This window comes from Candidatus Krumholzibacteriota bacterium, from assembly GCA_016931295.1.
GTDB lineage: Bacteria > Krumholzibacteriota > Krumholzibacteriia > Krumholzibacteriales > Krumholzibacteriaceae > JAFGEZ01.
Genome location: JAFGEZ010000010.1, coordinates 1 through 18,179 on the forward strand (window position 1 = coordinate 1; position 18,179 = coordinate 18,179).

An 18,179-nucleotide genomic window follows, 5' to 3' on the forward strand; every position below is an offset into this window, starting at 1 on the left:
GGCCACCCCGTCCGCGCCCGTCACGCCGGCCGGCTGCGTGTACGCGTTGCCACCGCCGGTGTCCGTCGCCTCGATCGTCACCGCCACGCCGTCGACGGGATTGTCGAACGCGTCGCGCACGGTGACGGAGACCGCCGCCTCGTCGATGCCGTCCGCCGTCACCGGTCCACCTGCGACTTCGACGCCGGAGACAAGCGTGTCCGCCTCCGCGTTGTCGACGTAGACGGTCGTCGTCGCCGATTCGAGGCTGGGGGCCGAGCCGTCGTTGTCGATGAACGCCAGGAAGTATCCGAGCGTCGCGTTCATCGCCGTGTGGCGGTAGTCGACCGACGCCGAGGCGGTTCCCGTCGGGACGATCGCCTGGGCGATTGGGGTCGCGTGATTTCCCGGGTCATAGAAGGAGCCCGCCGCCGCGAGGAGCGAGATCGTCTGATCGCTCGTCACGGAACTCGGGTTGCCGTAGACGTCCTCCACCGAGATACTGAACCGCGCGAATTCGCCGGCCGTCACCATCGTATCCGTCGGCGAAACGACGAGCCGGAAGGGAGCGGCCGCGTCGACGACCAGCTCCTGGACGGCTCCCGTCCACGACTGGCCCGACGCCGCGACAGAGATATCGTGCGTGCCGACGGCCGTGTCGCGGCAAAAGAAGGAGACGGTGTCCTCGCCGGCGAGCATCGTCACCGACGAGATTCCGCTCCAGCCGGCTCCGGGCAATGCGGAGAAGGCGCCCGTGGGCGATGTCGACGAGAGATCGATCGTCTGATCGGAGAGGACGGGGCTCGGGTTTCCATAGGCGTCCTGGGTGCCGATCCGGACGACGTCGCTTTCCCCGCCGGCTTCGATCGACCGCGGCGGAGTGAGGAAAACGAGCCGGTCGACGCTCGCCGCGACGACGTCGACGATCGGCGATGACGCGATGGGCGCGCCCGACGTCCCGGCCGGATCGGAAGCGGTCGCGAAGACGACGTCATCCTCGACCGAGGTCTGGGCCTCGGCCCTTCCGTCGACGGAAACGGCGATGCTCCCGTATACGATCGTGACCGTCCCCCCGATGTCGAGGGTGTCGACGGCGACGGAGATCTGCCTGCCCGTCACGCTCGCCGGCGGCAGGCCGAGCGTGCCGCTGCTCGACACGGTGACGTATCCTTCGAGGAAACCGTCGGTTGTCTGCGGCAGGGACCAGCCGGGGGGGATCGTCAGTTCGACCGTTCCGTGCGAGAAGGCCTCGGTTGCCGTGTACGTGATGGTCCACGTGCCGAGCGATCCGGCCGATACCGCTCCCGATGGATCGATCGCGGCCGTGCCGCTTCCGGGAACGGCGCACGCGACCGCCGGCCACAGGACGGCCAGGACCGTCGCGACGAGAAAAACGGCCGCCGCGCCGCGGGGAAGGTCAGCGTATGTCGATCGCGCGCGTGTCATCATATCGTTCCTTGTGGGCGCAAGTCATATGCCAGAAGGAAGCGCGAACCGTCCCGGACCCCGGGGGGCCTCCCGGCCTCCCCGCCGGGGGGGCCTTCCGGGCGGGCCTCCCATGCCGCCCCGCGCGGCGGACCCGCCGTAACGCGTTATGATACAAAAGCGCGGATGTTTTTACCACCGTCAATCGATGCGTCCTGTCCCGACCGGTCGTATTCCGCCGTCGGACCGAGTTGGAGGGCGCCTTGCGCCGCCCATTCGCGGACCGGTGGCAGATTTTCATTCGCCGGTGCAGAATGCAACGCCACGGACACCTCTAACAATATGATTTCAATATAAATATGCCTGCGCAGGACCTCATTCGACGACGAGGACGGAATTGAATCCCCCGAAGCCGTCGTCGACACGCTCCGGATTGCCGGGATCGGGCGTCCATTTCTCGCCGTCGACATAGAACTTGTACTCGTAGCGACCGGGCTCGAGCGGGATGGTGATCGTCCAGAGACCGTCGGTCTCCCGATCGTACAGGGGGTCGGCGACGGTCGACCAGTTGTTGAAGTCCCCGGCGACGGCGACCGCGTCGATGTCCGGCGCGTAGAGGATGAACCGGACCCCCTCCGGGGTGATCTCCGGGCCGGAGCGGGGATCGACGCCGCGTTCCCAGTCGGGAAAACCCGATCCGCATCCGGCGACGAGGATCAGGGCCAGGAAAACGAGTGCGGCGCACGCCGCAGGCGCATGTGCATTCATGGTCACGGCACGATCACAAGACCGGCCTTCCCTCCTCTCCCATCGGGGACGATCCGCGGATTCGCCGGATCGAGGACATAAGCGACCTCGTTCACGAGGAAAAGGTACCGGTATCGGCCCGACGGCAGCCGCAGGGAGAGCTCCCAGACGCCCTCCTCGCCCCGGCGCATCAGTCCGACCAGCACCTCTCCCGTTGCGGCATCCCCGGCGCCCCAGTTGTTGAAATCCCCCGCCACCTGGACCGTGCGGGCCGACGGGCTCCGGAACCGGAAGGTCACCGTCTCCCCGCGGATGCCGGGCGAATCGAGACGCGCCTCGAGGTACCGCCCGCACGAAGCGAGCGTCAGGAGGGCGATCGTGGCCGCGACGGCGAGGCGGCTGCGTCTGTGCAGGTTCATTCTTCGCGTCGATGCTATCAGAATCGGAACCCCGCTTCAAAGGTAAAGACCGCGCCCGAGGCGAGTTCCTTTTCCGCGGCCGCCAGTGTTTCGAGAAGGGCGTCGCGGTCCCCGGCCCCCGCCATCTCGTACAGCCCCCGTCCGGCGAGGAACTCGTTTCGACCGCGCCGTTCGAAGGACCATGTCCAGCGATCGAAAACGACCGGATCGCGCCCCGCGCCCAGCGTGCACCAGCCGCGCGAACCGAGGGGCAGGATCAGCCCCGCGTACATGTCGAGAAAGGAATCGTCGAATCCGTCGAGCTCGTAGCCGACCCATCGCCCATCCAAAATCAGGCCGATTCCACGGGGCAGACAAACCCAGACGGCGGCGAGCGCCTCGGTGACCGATTCCGAGCAAAGATCCCCCCGCCGGGCGACGTCCACCCGGGCCCCGTGGCCGTCGGGAAGACCGGCCGTCGGCGGCTCGCCGCCGAAGCCGGCGAGCAACTCGCAAACGCGCCGCGACCCGAGGAACGGCAGCCGCCCGATCGTCAACCGATCGCCGTCGAGCCAGGGATTCCGCCCCTCGAGCCAGAAGACCTCTCCGGTGTTTTCCGCGGAGAAATGCTCGAGCCGGGCCGCGAGACGCGCTCGACGCCCCGGCGGCCCGAACCGCAGATCGGCCCCGACGACGTCGGCGGCGCCCTCCGGCCGTTGCTCCCGGAGATCAGTCGGCCCGTCGATCGTCGTCCGCTCCATCGTGACGCTGCCGTCGAATCCGCCGCACTCGACACGCAGCGAGATGACGAATCGCCGTCCCTCGTCGCGATCCAGCCGCTCGTCGCCCGTTTCGCCGGAAAGGAAGTTTTCGGCCTCGATCGTCGATCTCCCCGAGAGATATTCCGCCTCGACGACGATCCCGCCTAGGCCGCGAAGGCTGAGCCACCCGCCGGTGGCGGCGAAGGTCTCGTGGAACCGCCCCCATGCCGGCACGGAGATGGAGAACTCCCCGCCTTCGCCGGCGATGCGGCGGTCGTAGCGGGCGAGCCACCGGATGGTCACCGGGTCATCGCCGCCTTCGAGCGACACGCCGATCATGTCGGACCCGCGGCGCGTCCTGCCGGAAAACGGCCCCGCCGGCATCTCGACCGAGGTCGTCGCCGCCGCGCCCGGCACGAGGACCTCCCTGCGTCCGTCGATGCGGCTCGCGTAGACGACCTCGCCGGCGAGTCCGGGGAAGGGGACGATCCGCGCGCCCGCACCCCGGCAGAAGAGCCCGACGGGATATTCCCAGGGACCGACCGTCCCGAACAGGGCGGCCGGATCGCCGAAGCCCAAATCAGACCGGCGCGTGAAACCGCGAATCCACCCGTCGCCGAGCGGCCAGGAGGCGCATCCCTCGATCAGGTATCCCCTGCCCGCTCCATCGTCCACGCGATAATCCACCCCGGCCCGGAAGATCCCCTCCCCTCCCATTCCGGTTCTTGCCCGCACGCGCGCATCCGCGAGCAGTGACGCCCGGTCGCTTACTCCGTGTACGGCGACGGACCCGTCGAAGGCCGTCTCGATCCCCGTGGTCGCCGGCCTCCCCGGCTCGGCGAAGAGGATCTCGTACCCCGCCGCGGTCTCGGCGAGGATGAAGAAGGAGTTCCCGTCGACGTCGCGGTGCGGATTGTCGTCGTCGGCGAGGCTCTGCCCGTCGACGACGAACCGGTACCGGTACCTGCCGGGAAGGAGGAAGAGACGGATCTGGAAGATACCGTCGCGCGCCACCATCCGGTCAAGGGTGGGATTCCAGGCGTTGAAGTCGCCGACGAGAAAGACGCGTTCCGCGCCCGGTGCCGCGATCGAGAAGACGGTTTCCTCCTCGTCCACGACGAGGCCCGCCCCTGCCGCGCCGGGGGCGGCGACCCAGAAGGCGGCCGCGGCGACCGCAATCGAGACATGCCGTATCAGAGCGTTCCGAACCATATCCTCGCGCCGATCGTTATCCGCTCCCCGGATACCGGGAGCGGCGTCGATGAATCGACCAGCATCGACCGTTCGATCCGCATGCCGGTCGCCGAGAAGACGTCGAAGGTGCCGTAATCGATCGAGAAGAGAAACCGTTCGTCTGGCCGGTACTCGGCGCCGATTGAATAGTACCCGTGCCGCGCGCGCGCGAGATAGATCGTGCCCCGCGCGGTGAGGGCGCGGCCGACATTCATCCATCCCGCGCCGAGAAAGGAGAAGCGCGCCCGTCCGTTCTCGTCGTCGACGCGGGCCGTCGCGAGCGTCCGCGCCCTGCCGCCGTCGTCGAGGATGGAAAGAACGTACCACGGTCGTTTTCCTTCCGCCGCGGCGATCCCGCCGGTCACGTCGAGCCCGCCCCGCAGGCGGGCGCGCAGGCGCGCCGACGCCCGCAGAAGCCCCTCTCCGCCTGCCCGGGGCCGGAGTTCCCCCGCTTCGACCACGGCGATCGCCTCGCGCGTCGGATGCCGCCACCACGACGTGACGCTCGACTCGACGATGCCGCGCGGCATCTCCCCCAGATCGTTCCGGAACCCCTCTCCGACGACCCGCCAGGCCGGCACGGCGCCGATCTCCCCCATGCCGCCCGCGGACACGGCGATGCCGTCGATCTCGACGGCGGCGGCTCCCTCCTCGCCCACGAATCCTCCCGGGCTGTCGAAGGAGCCACCTTCGGCGTCAATCCCCAGAAAATTCCCGCCGATGTCGTCCCAGCGGCCCGCGGCCGACCGGAAAAGTTCCGCAGTGACGGTCAGCCCGGCGATGTCGATCGATCCGTCCAGCCCGATCAGCACGCGGTCGCCCGTCGCGCCGTAACGCCGCCGGATGCCGTCGTACAGCACCGTCATCCCGCTCGTCGCCCGCCGGGATTCCATCGCCAGGAAACCGAGACGGACCCGTCTCGACCGGCCCTCGACCCGGAGCGTCGCCACGTCATCGCCGTTTCCGCCGAAGGAGGGAAGACCGCCGTCCAGGACGACGGCCGCTTCGTCCCGGAAGACGAGGCGCCTCGCGGACAGCCGGAAGGCCTCACCGGTGGCGACATCGAGCGCGAAACCCTCCGCGCGTCCGTAGACGTACGGCGCGTCGTCCGAGAGGACCTGGAAGAGACGGTGGGAATCGCGTAACACCCGCTCCCGCAGTGCGCACCGCGCACGGATCGCCCCGCCCGCGCCCATCCAGCCGACGTGGCCCTGGTCGAGAATGAACGCCCCTTCCCCACCGGCATCCGGGTTGCACCCCGCCGCTCCCTTCAGGAAGAGGTCGAGTTCGCCGCGCCGGCCATGCGCCATGAGGGCGAGCCGGTCGGAATCGCAGGCCGTGCCAGGATCCTCCGTCCACGGCACGGGCGCGGATCCCTCGCGAAGCCGCAACCGCTCGGCGAGATGCGCCTGCCAGCGAAACGACGCGGTCGAATCGACGACCGCCGGGAACGCGGCCGACGCCGGGGCCGGGGCCGCGACCGCGACCGCGACCGCGCAGAAAAACAGCACTTTCGCTGCGGCCGTCGGTCTCACCCGCCGAACCCCTCCTTCCGCCCCGTCGGAAACAGCTCGAGGGTGACCCGGCCGGAGACGTCCTCGTTTGCCTGCTCGAAGGCCGCTCCCAGGCGCAGCCGGTTTGCGCTCCAGCGGACGCCGCCGGCGATGCGGGATTTACCGATGACGCCTCCCATCAGCTCGATCCCCCACGACGCGCGAACGGCGACTCCGTACCGGATCGTCGTCTCCCCGCCCCGCGATTCGCGCTCGACGGCGATCGTGACCTTCTCCTCCCACAGCCACGCCATGCCGAGACGGCCCGCGCGTTCCCAGGATTCCCGCGCTTCTCCCGCATCGAAATCGCTCTCGACGACCGTCTCGACGGCGTATCCGAACGAGACGAACGGCAACGGCCGGATGACGAGCCCGATGTCGCCCGACGGATGCGTGTCCGCTTCGCGGCCGGGACAGACCGAGCATTCCCGGTCCGCGAGCAGGCGGCCGATCTTGAAAGTGACGCCGACGGCGAGAAAGGATCCCTGCGTGCCTTCGACGAGGTTGCGTGCGACGCCGGCGACGAGGATGTTCCTCGTCCGCCCGTCCAGGGCGTGGCGGTAGCCCGAGACGCCGAAGACGGTGGCTCCGCGCGGGAGAACGGCGCCGAGTCTCCCCTCCCCCCGCGATCCGACGCCGCGGGGCTCCGCGTAGTCACCCCAGACGCAGGAGGCCCCGGAGAGGACGAGACCGGCCGGATTGCTGAAGAGCGCGCTCGCGTCGTCGGCGAGCGAGACGAATGCGCCGCCCATTGCCTGGCTCCGGGCGCCGGCCGAGGCGACACCGAACGGCTCGGCCGCCGCGGCCTGCGCCGCGGTGGACAGAAGCAGCAACGTCAGGACGGACAGGCGTCTCATCGCTCCCGGCGATTCCTGGATTCGTCGAGCCGCTTGAGCCCCTCGAGGATGAGATGATCCATCTTGATGTCGAGCAGGATGTCCTCGTCCTCGGGCTCGACGAGGTTGAAGTAGGCGAACTGTCCGACAGTCCAGGGCAGCACCGTGTAGACGACTTCCTTGATCTGCTCCTGGATCGCCGTCGCGAGGGCCTCGTACTCGAGATAACCGGCCTCGATGAGCACGTTGCCGATCCGGTTGCCCGTCCTGCCGCGGTTCGAGGCGAGCGTTTCGTCGAGGACCTTCCTCGTGATCAGGCCTTGCTCGACGAGAACGTCGCCGATCTTCCGTCTCCGCGTGTCTATCGTCGCGTAGGCGAGATCGCCGCCGCGGAAATAGAAACTGGCGAGATTGTCCGTCGCCACGAGCTTCAGTTTCCCCGTCAGTCCCGCCATGTTGACGATCTGGAAGAGGATGGCGGGTTCGAGAACCCCCAGGTCGCCGCTGAAATCCATTCAGTTACCTCCTCGCCCCCGGAGGGCGATCAGGCCGATGACCGTCTGCGAGACGATGACGGCGCCGAATGCCGCTCCCATCACGGCGAACAGGAACGGACGCAGGCGATCGACCGGCACCACGTCCTGCACCATCCCGGCCAGAAGGATCACGATCCCTACCGCCTGGACGACTCCCGCCGCCTTTCCCGCCGCGGTGGCGCGGAGCCGCGGAAGGGCCCGGAGCCGCCGCAGGACGTACAACCCGGCGAAGAATTGAGTATACCGGACGGCGAGAAGGATGAAAAGCCAGAACGGAACGACGCCGCGGACGAAGAGGACGGTGAAGACGGCGAAGGTCGAGAGGATGTCGCCGACCGGATCGAGGAGAAGCCCGTACCGCGTCGTCGACCCCGTCCGGCGCGCGATCATCCCGTCCGCCACGTCGGTGAGGGCGGCGACCGCGTACAGTATCGTCCCGGCGACCACCGCCCCGTCGAAGAAGAGGACGAGGAAGGGGGGAACGAGGAGGATACGGAGTACGGTGAGGGCGTTCGGCACTCCGAAAAAGTCGGCCGGCGCGCCGTTTGCGCCGCAGACCAGGTCGCGCCGCCGGATCGTGAAGACGCCGAGAAGACCGATCGCCGGAAGGGTCCAGGCGGCGATGCGAACACCGAGACCCGCCCTGCCCGCGAGGGCGACGAACACCGACGACGACGCCACCGCCGCCGCGTACAGGACGAACACGCGGCGGGCGGAGCGTTCGACAAGGACACTCCGCCCGCGAGCCTCCGTCTCGATCCCGTCCGCGGCGTCGATCATCGGCCTTCCATCCCGCCCGCCACTGCGGCCCGCGCCGCCGCGACGATGGCGATCGGCACGCGGAAGGGCGAGCAGCTCACGTAATCGAATCCCGTCCCATGGCAGAACTCGATCGAGGACGGTTCCCCGCCGTGCTCCCCGCAGATCCCGATCTTGAGTTCCGGCTTCGCGCCGCGCCCCTTCTCCACGCCGATGCGGACGAGCGCGCCGACGCCGGCCTGGTCGAGCTTCTGGAAGGGATCGCTGTCCCAGATCTTCTGTTCGCGGTATTCACCGAGGAACTTGCCCGCGTCGTCGCGGCTCACGCCGAAGGTCGTCTGCGTGAGGTCGTTCGTGCCGAACGAGAAGAACTCGGCCTCGCCGGCGATCTCGTCGGCGGTCAGCGCCGCGCGGGGGATCTCGATCATCGTTCCGACGAGATAGTCCATCTCGACGCCGCGGCTCTTCATCACCTCGGCCGCGACGCGCCTGACGACCGCTGCCTGCAGCTCGAGCTCGCGGACGTGCCCGACGAGGGGAATCATGATCTCGGGCCTCGGCGCGCCTCCGGACTCGACGACGTCGCAGGCGGCCTCGAAGATCGCCCGTGCCTGCATCTCGGTGATCTCGGGATAGACGATACCGAGGCGGCAGCCCCGGTGACCGAGCATCGGGTTGGCCTCCCTGAGGGAATGGATCTTCTCGGCGAGTCTTTCCGCGTCGACGCCCATCTTCCGCGCCAGCGCGGCGATCTCCTTCTCGTCGTGGGGAAGGAACTCGTGAAGCGGCGGATCGAGGGTCCGCACCGTGACGGGCCGTCCGCCCATCGCCTCGAATATCCCCCGGAAATCCTCCCGCTGCATCGGGAGCAGCCTGTCGAGCGCATTCTTTCTCCCGGCAAGATCATCGGCCAGGATCATCTCGCGCACCGTGTCGATCCGGTCTCCCTCGAAGAACATGTGCTCGGTCCGGCAGAGACCGATCCCCTCCGCCCCGAATGCGACCGCCGTCGCCGCCTGCCCGGGCCGATCCGCGTTCGCGCGGACGCCGAGTTTCTTGATCTCCCCCGCCCAGGCCATCAACTCCTCGAAATCCCGGTAGACGGCGGAAGCATCCCTGTCGAGCGTTTCGTCGAGGACGACCTGCACGACCTCCGACGGGCGCGTATCGATCTCCCCGGCGTACACCTCGCCGGCGGTGCCGTCGATCGAGATCGCCTCGCCCTCCCTGATCGTCTTTCCGTTCGCCGTGATCGTACGCTTCCGGTAATCGACGACGAGATCCTTCGCCCCGACGACGCACACCTTGCCCATCTGCCGCGCGACGAGCGCGGCGTGCGAGGTCGCCCCGCCGGCCGACGTGAGGATCCCGGCCGCGGCGCTCATGCCGCGTATGTCCTCGGGACTCGTCTCGATCCTGACGAGGATCACCTTGTCGCCGGCCGCCGCCCGTTCCTCCGCATCCGCCGCGTTGAAGACGACCTTTCCCGTCGCCGCGCCGGGACCGGCGTTGATCCCGCGGGCGACGAGGCGGCCATCGTCGACGGCCCTGCGCTTCTTGTCGATATCGAAGACGGGCTGGAGGAACTGGTTGAGCTGCTCGGGCTCGATCCGCAGGAGGGCTTCCTCGCGATCGATGAGCTTCTCCCGGACCATGTCGATCGCGATCCTGATGGCCGCGAACCCGGTCCGCTTGCCGCTCCGCGTCTGGAGAATCCAGAGCCTGCCGTTCTGTATCGTGAATTCCAGGTCCTGCATGTCGCGGTAGTGCCGCTCGAGCTTCGAGCGGATCCCGTCGAGCTCCGCGTAGATCCCGCCCATCTCCTCCTCGAGCGACGGCAGCTCGCTGTCGCCCTTCTGCGCCCGGTTGATCGGCCGGGGCGTGCGGATGCCGGCCACGACGTCCTCTCCCTGCGCCTTCATCAGGTATTCGCCGTAGAAGACGTCGGCCCCCGTCGCCGGGTCGCGCGTGAAGGCGACGCCCGTGCCCGAATCGTCGCCGAGGTTTCCGTAGACCATCGACTGCACGTTCACCGCGGTTCCCCATTCGTCGGGGATGCCGTTCAGTTGCCGGTAGGTGATGGCGCGGTCGTTCTTCCAGGAGTTGAAGACGGCCCCGACGGCGTTCCAGAGCTGCTCGAGTGGATCCTCGGGAAACGCCACGCCGACGCGATCGAGGATCATCGCCTTGTACCGCTCGATGAGGTCGCGCAGATCGCCCACGCCCAGATCGATGTCGCTTTCGGCCCCGACCTCCGTCTTCTTCGCACCGAGGATCTCCTCGAAGGGATCGATGTCGTCCTTGCCCTCGGGTTTCATTCCGAGGACGACGTCGCCGTACATCTGGACGAACCGCCGGAAGCAATCCCACGCGAATCGCTCGTCCCCGGAGCGTTTCGCGAGACCCTCGACCGTCTCCGCGTTCAGTCCGAGATTGAGGACCGTATCCATCATGCCGGGCATGCTGACGCGGGCGCCGGAGCGGACGGAGAGAAGCAGGGGATCGGCGGCGTTGCCGAAGGTCGCCCCCATCTCCTTCTCGACCCGTTTCAGGGCCTTCTCCACCTCGCCGCGCATCCCCTCGGGATACTCGCCGTCATGCTCGTAGAAATGCGTGCAGACCTCCGTCGAGATGGTGAAACCCGCCGGGACGGGGATGCCGATATTCGACATCTCCGCCAGGTTCGCTCCCTTCCCGCCGAGCAGATCCTTCATGTCGGCTCGGCCCTCGGCCGATCCTCCGCCGAAGAAATACACATTCTTCTTCCCCACCAGGCACCTCCGATTCTATTGTATCACAACGCATTACCATGTATTCGGTCAGTTCGGCCCTCAGGTGAATCTCACCAATGGCCGATGCGTCCGCAAGTGAAATCTCGCTTGCAGCTCACTGGACGCGCACCGTCTTCATCGTCCTGCGGAGCGTCGGCGTCCGGAGGTCGAGAAAGTAGACGCCGCAGGCGACCGGTTCGCCGCGATCGTTCCTGCCGTCCCAGGTCACGCGCCCGCTCCAGGCCACGCGGCGCCCTTCGCTGAGCGACCGCACGAGCCTCCCCCCCGCGTCATAGACGCGGGCGGTCAGCGGCTCGTTCCGAGGCAGGAAGAACTCGAATTCGATGCGTTCCCGGAAGGGATTCGGCTTTCCGCGCGCGATGATCGTCTCTTCGGGCACCCCCGTCGGGGTGATGCCCGCGGCGGCAACCGCGTCGGGAAGGCCCCAGCCGTAATCGTTGTCCGGGGCGTCGCTCCTGCTCCCCGAGGACCGCAACCGGTCCCGGAGCTCGATCGGCCCCCAGTCCGGATGGATCTCGAGCAAGATCGCGCAGATGCCGGCGACGAGGGGCGTCGCGTAGGAGGTGCCGCTCGCCCGGGCGTACCCCGACGACGTCTCGCCGTCGATGGTGAAGACCTCGACGCCGCGCGCGACGACGTCGGGCTTGATCCGTCCGTCCGCCGTCGGACCGCGGGAGCTCGACCAGGCGATGTCGCCGTCGCGATCGACCGATCCCACCGTGATGACGCTGTCCCCGTCGGCGGGCGCGAGCAGTCCGCCGTAGGCGCCGAAGTTCCCCGCCGCCTGGACGACGGCGATCCCGCGGCCCGCGGCGATGTCGGCCGCCCTCGTGCAGAGCGCCGTGTCGCCGTCGAGATCGTCGGGATCGTACCACACGTAGTAGCCGAGTGAGCTCGTCACCACGTCCGCGCCCGCGCTGTCGGCCCATTCGAGCCCGGCGATCCAGTTGTCCTCCTCGATCGTCGTCTCGGAGCCGATGACCTCCGTCTTCGCGAGGAGATATGCCGCGCCCCGCGCCGGGCCGGCGATACGCCCCGCCAGGTCTCCCGCGATGGTCCCGAGAACGGTCGTTCCGTGCCAGTCCTGGCCGTCGGGATCCCCCGGCCCGTCCACGACCGTCGTGTCTCCCTGCACGAAATCGCGCCGGGCCCGGACGTCGATATGCCGGAGGGCATCGTGGTCGAGATCGAAACCGGAATCCATGACGCAGACGAGCACGGGTTCCCGGCCGGTGGAACGCCCCGACCCGTCCCACCCCGACGCCATCAACGGCAGAAGATCGAGCTGATCGAGCTGCTCGGCGCTCCCCCCGTAATCCTCGGTCACGGGATCCTCCCCCGTCTGCACCGGCTCGTCGACCGGTCGCGCGGCGGGAAGAAGAGGGGATTTGAGGGCGACGACCGTCTCGACCGCACGCACGACCGGCAGGCGCCGGATCGATTCGACCGCGTCGGCGCGGGCATCGGCGCTGATCGCGCGGAAGTAGCGGGAACAGTGTCGTACCCGGCAGAGATGCGGACGAAGCAGGACGATGGCGTCACGGTCGATCGGGCGTATGCGCAAACGTTTCGCGTCGACGGCACCCCGTTTGGCGATCCGTCGGGTCGCCCGCCCGGACACGCGGGCTTCCGCATCCGGCGGACGGTCTTCGCAGAGGAATATCCAGACGGAGAGGACATCCGAGGGGCGGGCCGTTTCGAGAAGCGCCGAGAGCCGCGGCCCGACCGGTGCCGGCCGGTCGTCTCCGCCCGGCACCGTCTGGACCGCGGCCGTCCCGGCCGCTAGAAGCAGCGCGAGCGAAATGCCCGCCGCAATGAGGAACGTTCGAGTCATCAGTCCTTCGGCGGGGCGGCCTGGACCGCCTTTACCGTCTCGAAAGCGATGAAATCCGCGTGGTGGAGAATCACCGCCTCCGGGCTGCGGTAGGACTTCTCGCCCTCCCGGGAATGCACCGCGATGATGTGGCAGACCTCCTCGGGGAGATCGTGCCGGGCGGCGAGGCCCTGGCCCGACAGGGGATGCCTGAGGAGTCTGCCGCTGCGCGAGACCTCGATCGCGCCGTCGCGTTTCCGGTACTCGAGAAGCTTGCCGACGTCGTGGAGCAGGGCGCCGGCGATGAGCAGATCGTTGTCGAGCTCGATCCCGCCCTGCGAGGTCATCACCGCGGCGGCGTTTCTGCAGAGCGCCGTCACGATGCGGGTATGATCGACGAGGTTCACGCCTCCGGCGTCGACGAGCAGCGTGAAGGGGATCCCGTCGAGGTCGTTCGCCTTCCAGCCTCCGCGCGTCAGGGCATCCTCCCAGACCGCCGCGACCCTGGCGGCCAGGCGATCGTCCTCGATCCATTCGAGCTCGGGAAAGATCTTCTTCCAGTCGGCCATCGTTGCTACCCCCCGGTCGAGCGGCGTTGCCGCCGCTTCGGCTTGCGCCGTCCCCTGCCGATGCCGAGGTACGACGCGATGTTCGCTGAACCCTCGATCTCGGGAACCATCGTTTCGCCGGCCGTCGTCATGACGACCGTGACGCCGGGGCCGTGCCCGCTCGTGACGCACGATCCGTGCACGACCACCCCGATCGACATCGCGCCCTTCCTGACGGTCCGGCCGAAACGGCAATCGGCGTCGCGGATCGCGATCACGTCCCCGATCCGGAGCGACTGCAATCCATGCTCCCGCACGACGTCGTCGTCGGGGATCTGGATATCGTAGTCTCCGCTGTAGGCGTGTCGGGACCCGACCCCCGATCCCATGATCGTCGCCGGGATCACGTGCGCGACGGGCACGACGAGCCGGCCGCTCTCGATCGAGATCCCGCATGCGTCGAGAAGCGCGGGGTCGATGTTCATCACGTGGACGTCCGGCAGATCGGGAATAGACAGTCCCTGCCCGGCCGCACGAACGAGAATACGATCGCCGATCGAGAGCTTCTCGAGCGTCGCGGGAGGGAAATCGACGAGGACGTGTTCGACGCCGCCGTGCTTTCCCGTCACGATACCCTTCCCGCCGGCAGCGGCTCCGCTCGTGATGCGCGCCTCGTTCCCGATGCACGACAGGATGCTCAGCCCGCCGGTCGTCGACGGATCCTTCCCCGTGTCCTCGTGGGCGATGCTGACGCACGGCTCCACGTGGTCGCCCTCGAAATCGAACGCTGAATCGCCGACCATCACGTTGTAGGTGATCCCCCCCGTCCCCGGCTTGACATGCGCGCAACCCGCGGGATCGACGAGCCATGGATTCCTCAGCGGGATGCGTGGATGCGTGACGCGTCCGAGGACGGCCTTCACGACGATCCTGTCCCGATTCGTCCTGATCACGTGCGACTCTCCATTCCTTCCGCGCATCGCCGGCGGCCTCCACCCGTCACCGGCGTGCTTCGGTGCCGCGCGCCGGCCGGCGAGGCCATGCTTTCAGGAAATCGGGTTCCTGTCAAGACCTCAGCCGCCGCTTCGCGACGAGGGCCGAAAAAAAGGGCCGCCGTCCCGCAGGACGGCGGCCCGTGCAGTATCCGTCCACGGTCACCTGATGACGACGATCCGTCCGTACATGTGGTCCCCGTTCGAGGCCTCCACCTTGTAGACGTAGACGCCGGAGCCGACATCGCGGCCTTCCTTGTTCTTGACGTCCCAGGTGATCACGCCGTCTTCCCCGCCGGCGCTCGAGAACACCGTCTCCCAGACGAGATCGCCGGAGACCGTGAAGATCCTGAGCTCGCACTGGGCCGGCACGTTGTAGAACTTGATGCTGTTGTCCGGGAAGTTGTGGTAATAGGGCCATGACTCGGCGGAGGTTCCCGTCCGGTAGGGATTCGGCACGGCGTAGATCTTCTTCACGTCGGTGCCCGTATCGACCGTCATCGTGATCGACTGCACGCTTGCCTCGCAGTCGAGCGTCTCTTCGGGGGGATCGTAGTAGTATCCGAAATCGGGATCCTCGCAGACGTAGCTGTCCCACTTGTTGTGGCGGAAGAATCCCTTGAAGTAGCCTCGATCGTAGGTCGTGACGGCATAGTGATAGGTGAATCCCACGTAGACGTTCTTGTCGACCCATTCGTAGTAGGGACGGCCGAAATCGTCGATCTTCGGCCACTCGCTGAAATAGACCAAATCCGCCTCGTACCCGATATACCCGTCTTCCTTGGAGAGCTCTACCCGGGAGGTCATCTCGCTCGGAAAGGGAGACAGGCCGCGGAAGACGTGGAATCCCTCGAAATCCTGCAGATCGAGCGTAAAGGAGGCGAGCCCGCCGACGAGACTCGTGTCGACGACGCCTTCGCCGAACGCGACCGAGATGCCCGTATCGATCGTGAGCCTCGGTTCGTCCTCGGTCCTGAGGATGACGTCGACCGGCGTCCCCGGCGTGTAATGGTTCGTCCCGATGTTGAATGTCTGCGTGTACGTGCGGTTCCGCGGATCGATCAAGGAGGCGAAGATCCTGATCGACGTGTCGGCGGGCGACGAGCCGCCGATGACGACCGGCGCCGTCGAGGGAAAGACCTTCTCGAACTTGAGGGTCAGGTCGACGTTTCCGATATAGGCCCCCGAAAGCGTGACTCGCGAGCCCTCGTTGACCGAGTGGACCCCGAACCAGTTGCGGAAATCGTACGATCCGATGACCGCTCCCGTCGAATCCGGCGGAGGATACCAGCCGATGACGATCTCCGCCCCGTCGCGCCGCAGATACATCGAATCAGGCGGGAGAGGAACGAGTTCGAGCGTATCGATCACCGCGGTCTGGCTCGCCGCAGGACCGCACATGGCGCCCGCGAGCAAAAGAATAGCCACCAACACCTCAACCGGTCGACGCACGATTGTCTGTCCTCCTTGTTCGTCTCACTCGGAATGCGATCATCAATCCGGTTCCGCCCGCGGCAATTGCCATTCGTCGAAGACGACGTCGACGATACGCCCCACCTGGTTCCTGTTGAAGAACCACAGCGGGATGCCGAAGTGGAAACTGTTCGCCGCGACGGCGAGCCCGGACTGGACCTCCGGGATGACATCGTTGTACTTGCTGATCCATACCGCGACCGCCGCGTCGTTGATCAGCGACTGCGTGTTCACCGCGCGCATGCGATACATCGCATGATAGCAGGGAAGCGATCCGTTGATGAGCTTGAAATCGAAATAATACTGGGGATCGTAGACTTCGGCATAGTAGAACCCGCGCTTGCTCGGATCGAAGAACATGCCCGGCTCGGTCACGTACGACCAGAGGGTCAGCGAGTCGGGAAGGCCGGGGTACATCGCCGTGAGCGGATCGCCCGGATCCTTGACGGCGAGGCGCATCGCGTCGCGGGAGAGCGAGCGGAGGAAGTCCGGCGGCATCTCGTCGGGGTCGTTCTGGAAGGATCCCATCACCTTGTCGACGGCCCGGATGCAGTAGTCACGGTAGGGCATGCAGTTCACGCCGCTCGTATCCTCGTTGTTCCGGTAATCGTGGTCGAACTTGAAGGACGCCGGGAAGAGCGGCGTCGCGGCGAATGCCGATGCGAGACCGCCTGCCCGCTCGGAACGGCCGAGCGTCCAGAGGTGCCCGCCCTTCGCGAGGAAGAGCGAGAGGTAGTTGAGCGCGGTCGTCCCCCCCTGGACCACGTTCCCCTCCGGCGTGAAGACGACGATCGTCGAGAACGCGTCCGAGGAGGAGGAGTAGACCCAGATGATATTCTTGTACTTGGCGATGTCACGAATGCGCGGCGCCTTGATGTTGTTCGCCTGGCAGTCGTAGATGTCGCGGTCCGGGACGAAATCCGCTACCTGGCTGGTGTAGTTGAACCAGAACTGGTCGTGCTCGGTCTCCGTCGGCATCTCGCGGAGGAGCTTCGGGTTGTCGTCCGAATTGAAGTCGTCGACGAAGAAGAGGTTGCGTTCCATCGTGAACGGGATGATCTCGACGACGATCTGCGCCAGTGTCCGGCGGTTGCCGTTGTCCCACGCTTCTATGTAGAACGTATGCGTTCCCGAATAGTACGTGCGGACCGGCGCTTCCCGATTGTAGATACTGATCGCCGATTCCCAGTCGTCGGGATTGCTGAGATCCTCCACATCCCACCCGTACCGGTAGCCGACGATCTCTCCGCCGTATTCCGCGGCGCTCGCCTCCCATTTGAACTTGAACTGGACGCCGGGCGGCAGTTCCTTCTTGACCGGGTTCGCCAGATCCCCCTTGAAGAGGAAGGAGCCGAGGAACTGTTCCGTCACGGTCAGAAGCGGTCCGCCGCCCTCCGGCACCGACACCCGGAACTCGCGGTAGTTCACGCCCCGTTCGAAGATGGGCGTGACGGCCCCCGCCTCGTCCTTCGCCTGGACGGCGAAGAAATAGTAGATCTTCGTCTCCAGGATCTCGTCGTCCCCGATGATCGTGGAGCGGCCGGAATCCTCCGGAGCGCGGTAACTGATCCAGGGCGAATAGAATTTCTCGTATGCCGCCGGATATCGATTGAACAGGCCCACGATATTGGCTGCCGTGCCGTCGTAGGTCCCGTCGGGCTTGATCTTCTTCGACAGGATGTACCTGATCGAATCGGGATCCTGGGAGTTCGACTTCGAGTCGATCGGATCGCGCCCCTCCCATCGGAACGTGATGACCGTGCTGTAGTTCTGCGGACTCTCCGGATTGTTCGATACGGGCGCCGTTATCGTCGCGAAGGGCGCGATCGTCCAGGCGGTGAAGGACCGGTGCGCGGGCTTCGAGCGGTTGCCCTGCTGGTCGACGGCTCTGATGAAGAAGGTATGCGTCAGATCGTAGCGGACGAAGATCGAATCACCCGGGTCGGTCGGGTTGTAGGGGCTGGGATTCTCGTTGGCCGGAACGCGGATGACGCTGTCGTGCACGGTGGTCCTGATCCATTTGTCCAGACCCGTCGTATCCTCCGGATTGAATCCCCCCGGGAGCACCTCGGCGACGACGAACTCGAAGAACTCGATCTCGCCGTCGGGATCCCAGCCGCTCCAGTAGAAATGCACCTGGTAGCCGGTCGTATCCCCTTCCACCGGTCCGCTCGAAAGCCATATCTCGGGCGGAATGTTTTCATCGGGATCGCCGGTGAACTCCTCCGAACATCCCGCGAGAAGGGCGACGATGAGAAGAAACAGGCCTGCGGCCGTTTTCAGCGTCCTGCGTTTCATGGCTCTCGAAACCTCCTGCGCGCCCCCCGCTCCCGG

Annotated in this window: 14 protein-coding genes; all 14 read right to left on the reverse strand. The window is 66.8% G+C overall.

Going from position 1 to position 18,179, the window contains the following annotated elements; all coding sequences use genetic code 11:
* Positions 1-1,425: Ig-like domain-containing protein (locus JW876_02960; GenBank protein MBN1884470.1), on the reverse strand; the 1,425-nt coding region annotated here is incomplete at its 3' end.
* A 354-nt stretch (positions 1,426-1,779) separates the two neighbouring features.
* On the reverse strand, positions 1,780-2,178 hold the full coding sequence (locus tag JW876_02965) for an isoamylase early set domain-containing protein (protein MBN1884471.1): 399 nt from the start codon (positions 2,176-2,178) through the stop codon (positions 1,780-1,782).
* Entirely contained in the window at positions 2,175-2,570 is a 396-nt protein-coding gene (locus JW876_02970) for an isoamylase early set domain-containing protein (GenBank protein MBN1884472.1), read from the reverse strand. The genes JW876_02965 and JW876_02970 overlap by 4 nt, the downstream gene beginning before the upstream one ends.
* 17 nt (positions 2,571-2,587) lie before the next feature.
* On the reverse strand, positions 2,588-4,522 hold the full coding sequence (locus tag JW876_02975) for a glycogen-binding domain-containing protein (protein MBN1884473.1): 1,935 nt from the start codon (positions 4,520-4,522) through the stop codon (positions 2,588-2,590).
* Positions 4,504-6,078 carry a hypothetical protein gene (locus tag JW876_02980; GenBank protein MBN1884474.1) on the reverse strand — a complete coding sequence of 525 codons (1,575 nt, stop codon included), beginning with the start codon at positions 6,076-6,078 and terminating at the stop codon, positions 4,504-4,506. Before JW876_02980 ends, JW876_02975 begins: the two co-directional genes overlap by 19 nt.
* Positions 6,075-6,953, reverse strand: coding sequence for a hypothetical protein (locus JW876_02985; protein MBN1884475.1), 879 nt, complete (start codon positions 6,951-6,953; stop codon positions 6,075-6,077). Before JW876_02985 ends, JW876_02980 begins: the two co-directional genes overlap by 4 nt.
* On the reverse strand, positions 6,950-7,447 hold the full coding sequence (locus tag JW876_02990; protein ID MBN1884476.1) for a DUF4388 domain-containing protein: 498 nt from the start codon (positions 7,445-7,447) through the stop codon (positions 6,950-6,952). Before JW876_02990 ends, JW876_02985 begins: the two co-directional genes overlap by 4 nt.
* Entirely contained in the window at positions 7,448-8,248 is an 801-nt protein-coding gene (locus tag JW876_02995) for a CDP-alcohol phosphatidyltransferase family protein (protein MBN1884477.1), read from the reverse strand.
* Complete coding sequence (locus JW876_03000; GenBank protein MBN1884478.1) at positions 8,245-10,998, reverse strand: pyruvate, phosphate dikinase; 2,754 nt, start codon at positions 10,996-10,998, stop codon at positions 8,245-8,247. Before JW876_03000 ends, JW876_02995 begins: the two co-directional genes overlap by 4 nt.
* Before the next feature lie 115 nt (positions 10,999-11,113).
* A complete protein-coding gene (locus tag JW876_03005; protein ID MBN1884479.1) occupies positions 11,114-12,853 on the reverse strand; it encodes a S8 family serine peptidase in 1,740 nt (579 codons plus the stop codon).
* Complete coding sequence (locus tag JW876_03010) at positions 12,853-13,401, reverse strand: HD domain-containing protein (protein MBN1884480.1); 549 nt, start codon at positions 13,399-13,401, stop codon at positions 12,853-12,855. The genes JW876_03005 and JW876_03010 overlap by 1 nt, the downstream gene beginning before the upstream one ends.
* Before the next feature lie 5 nt (positions 13,402-13,406).
* Positions 13,407-14,333, reverse strand: a complete 927-nt coding sequence (locus JW876_03015; protein MBN1884481.1) for a DUF4438 domain-containing protein — start codon at positions 14,331-14,333, stop codon at positions 13,407-13,409.
* A 201-nt stretch (positions 14,334-14,534) separates the two neighbouring features.
* Positions 14,535-15,824 (reverse strand): hypothetical protein, encoded by a 1,290-nt coding sequence (locus JW876_03020; protein MBN1884482.1) that lies wholly within the window; start codon positions 15,822-15,824, stop codon positions 14,535-14,537.
* 42 nt (positions 15,825-15,866) lie between these two features.
* Positions 15,867-18,143: a hypothetical protein gene (locus JW876_03025; GenBank protein ID MBN1884483.1), complete on the reverse strand. Its 2,277-nt coding sequence runs from the start codon at positions 18,141-18,143 to the stop codon at positions 15,867-15,869.
* Positions 18,144-18,179: the final 36 nt, after the last annotated feature.

Bases quoted from the DNA above. Each gene is read 5' to 3' on its own strand.
- JW876_02970 (MBN1884472.1), bottom strand. From the start codon at position 2,570: ATGAACCTGCACAGACGCAGCCGCCTCGCCGTCGCGGCCACGATCGCC.
- JW876_02975 (MBN1884473.1), bottom strand. From the start codon at position 4,522: ATGGTTCGGAACGCTCTGATACGGCATGTCTCGATTGCGGTCGCCGCG.
- JW876_02985 (MBN1884475.1), bottom strand. From the start codon at position 6,953: ATGAGACGCCTGTCCGTCCTGACGTTGCTGCTTCTGTCCACCGCGGCG.
- JW876_02990 (MBN1884476.1), bottom strand. From the start codon at position 7,447: ATGGATTTCAGCGGCGACCTGGGGGTTCTCGAACCCGCCATCCTCTTC.
- JW876_02995 (MBN1884477.1), bottom strand. From the start codon at position 8,248: ATGATCGACGCCGCGGACGGGATCGAGACGGAGGCTCGCGGGCGGAGT.
- JW876_03005 (MBN1884479.1), bottom strand. From the start codon at position 12,853: ATGACTCGAACGTTCCTCATTGCGGCGGGCATTTCGCTCGCGCTGCTT.
- JW876_03010 (MBN1884480.1), bottom strand. From the start codon at position 13,401: ATGGCCGACTGGAAGAAGATCTTTCCCGAGCTCGAATGGATCGAGGAC.
- JW876_03025 (MBN1884483.1), bottom strand. From the start codon at position 18,143: ATGAAACGCAGGACGCTGAAAACGGCCGCAGGCCTGTTTCTTCTCATC.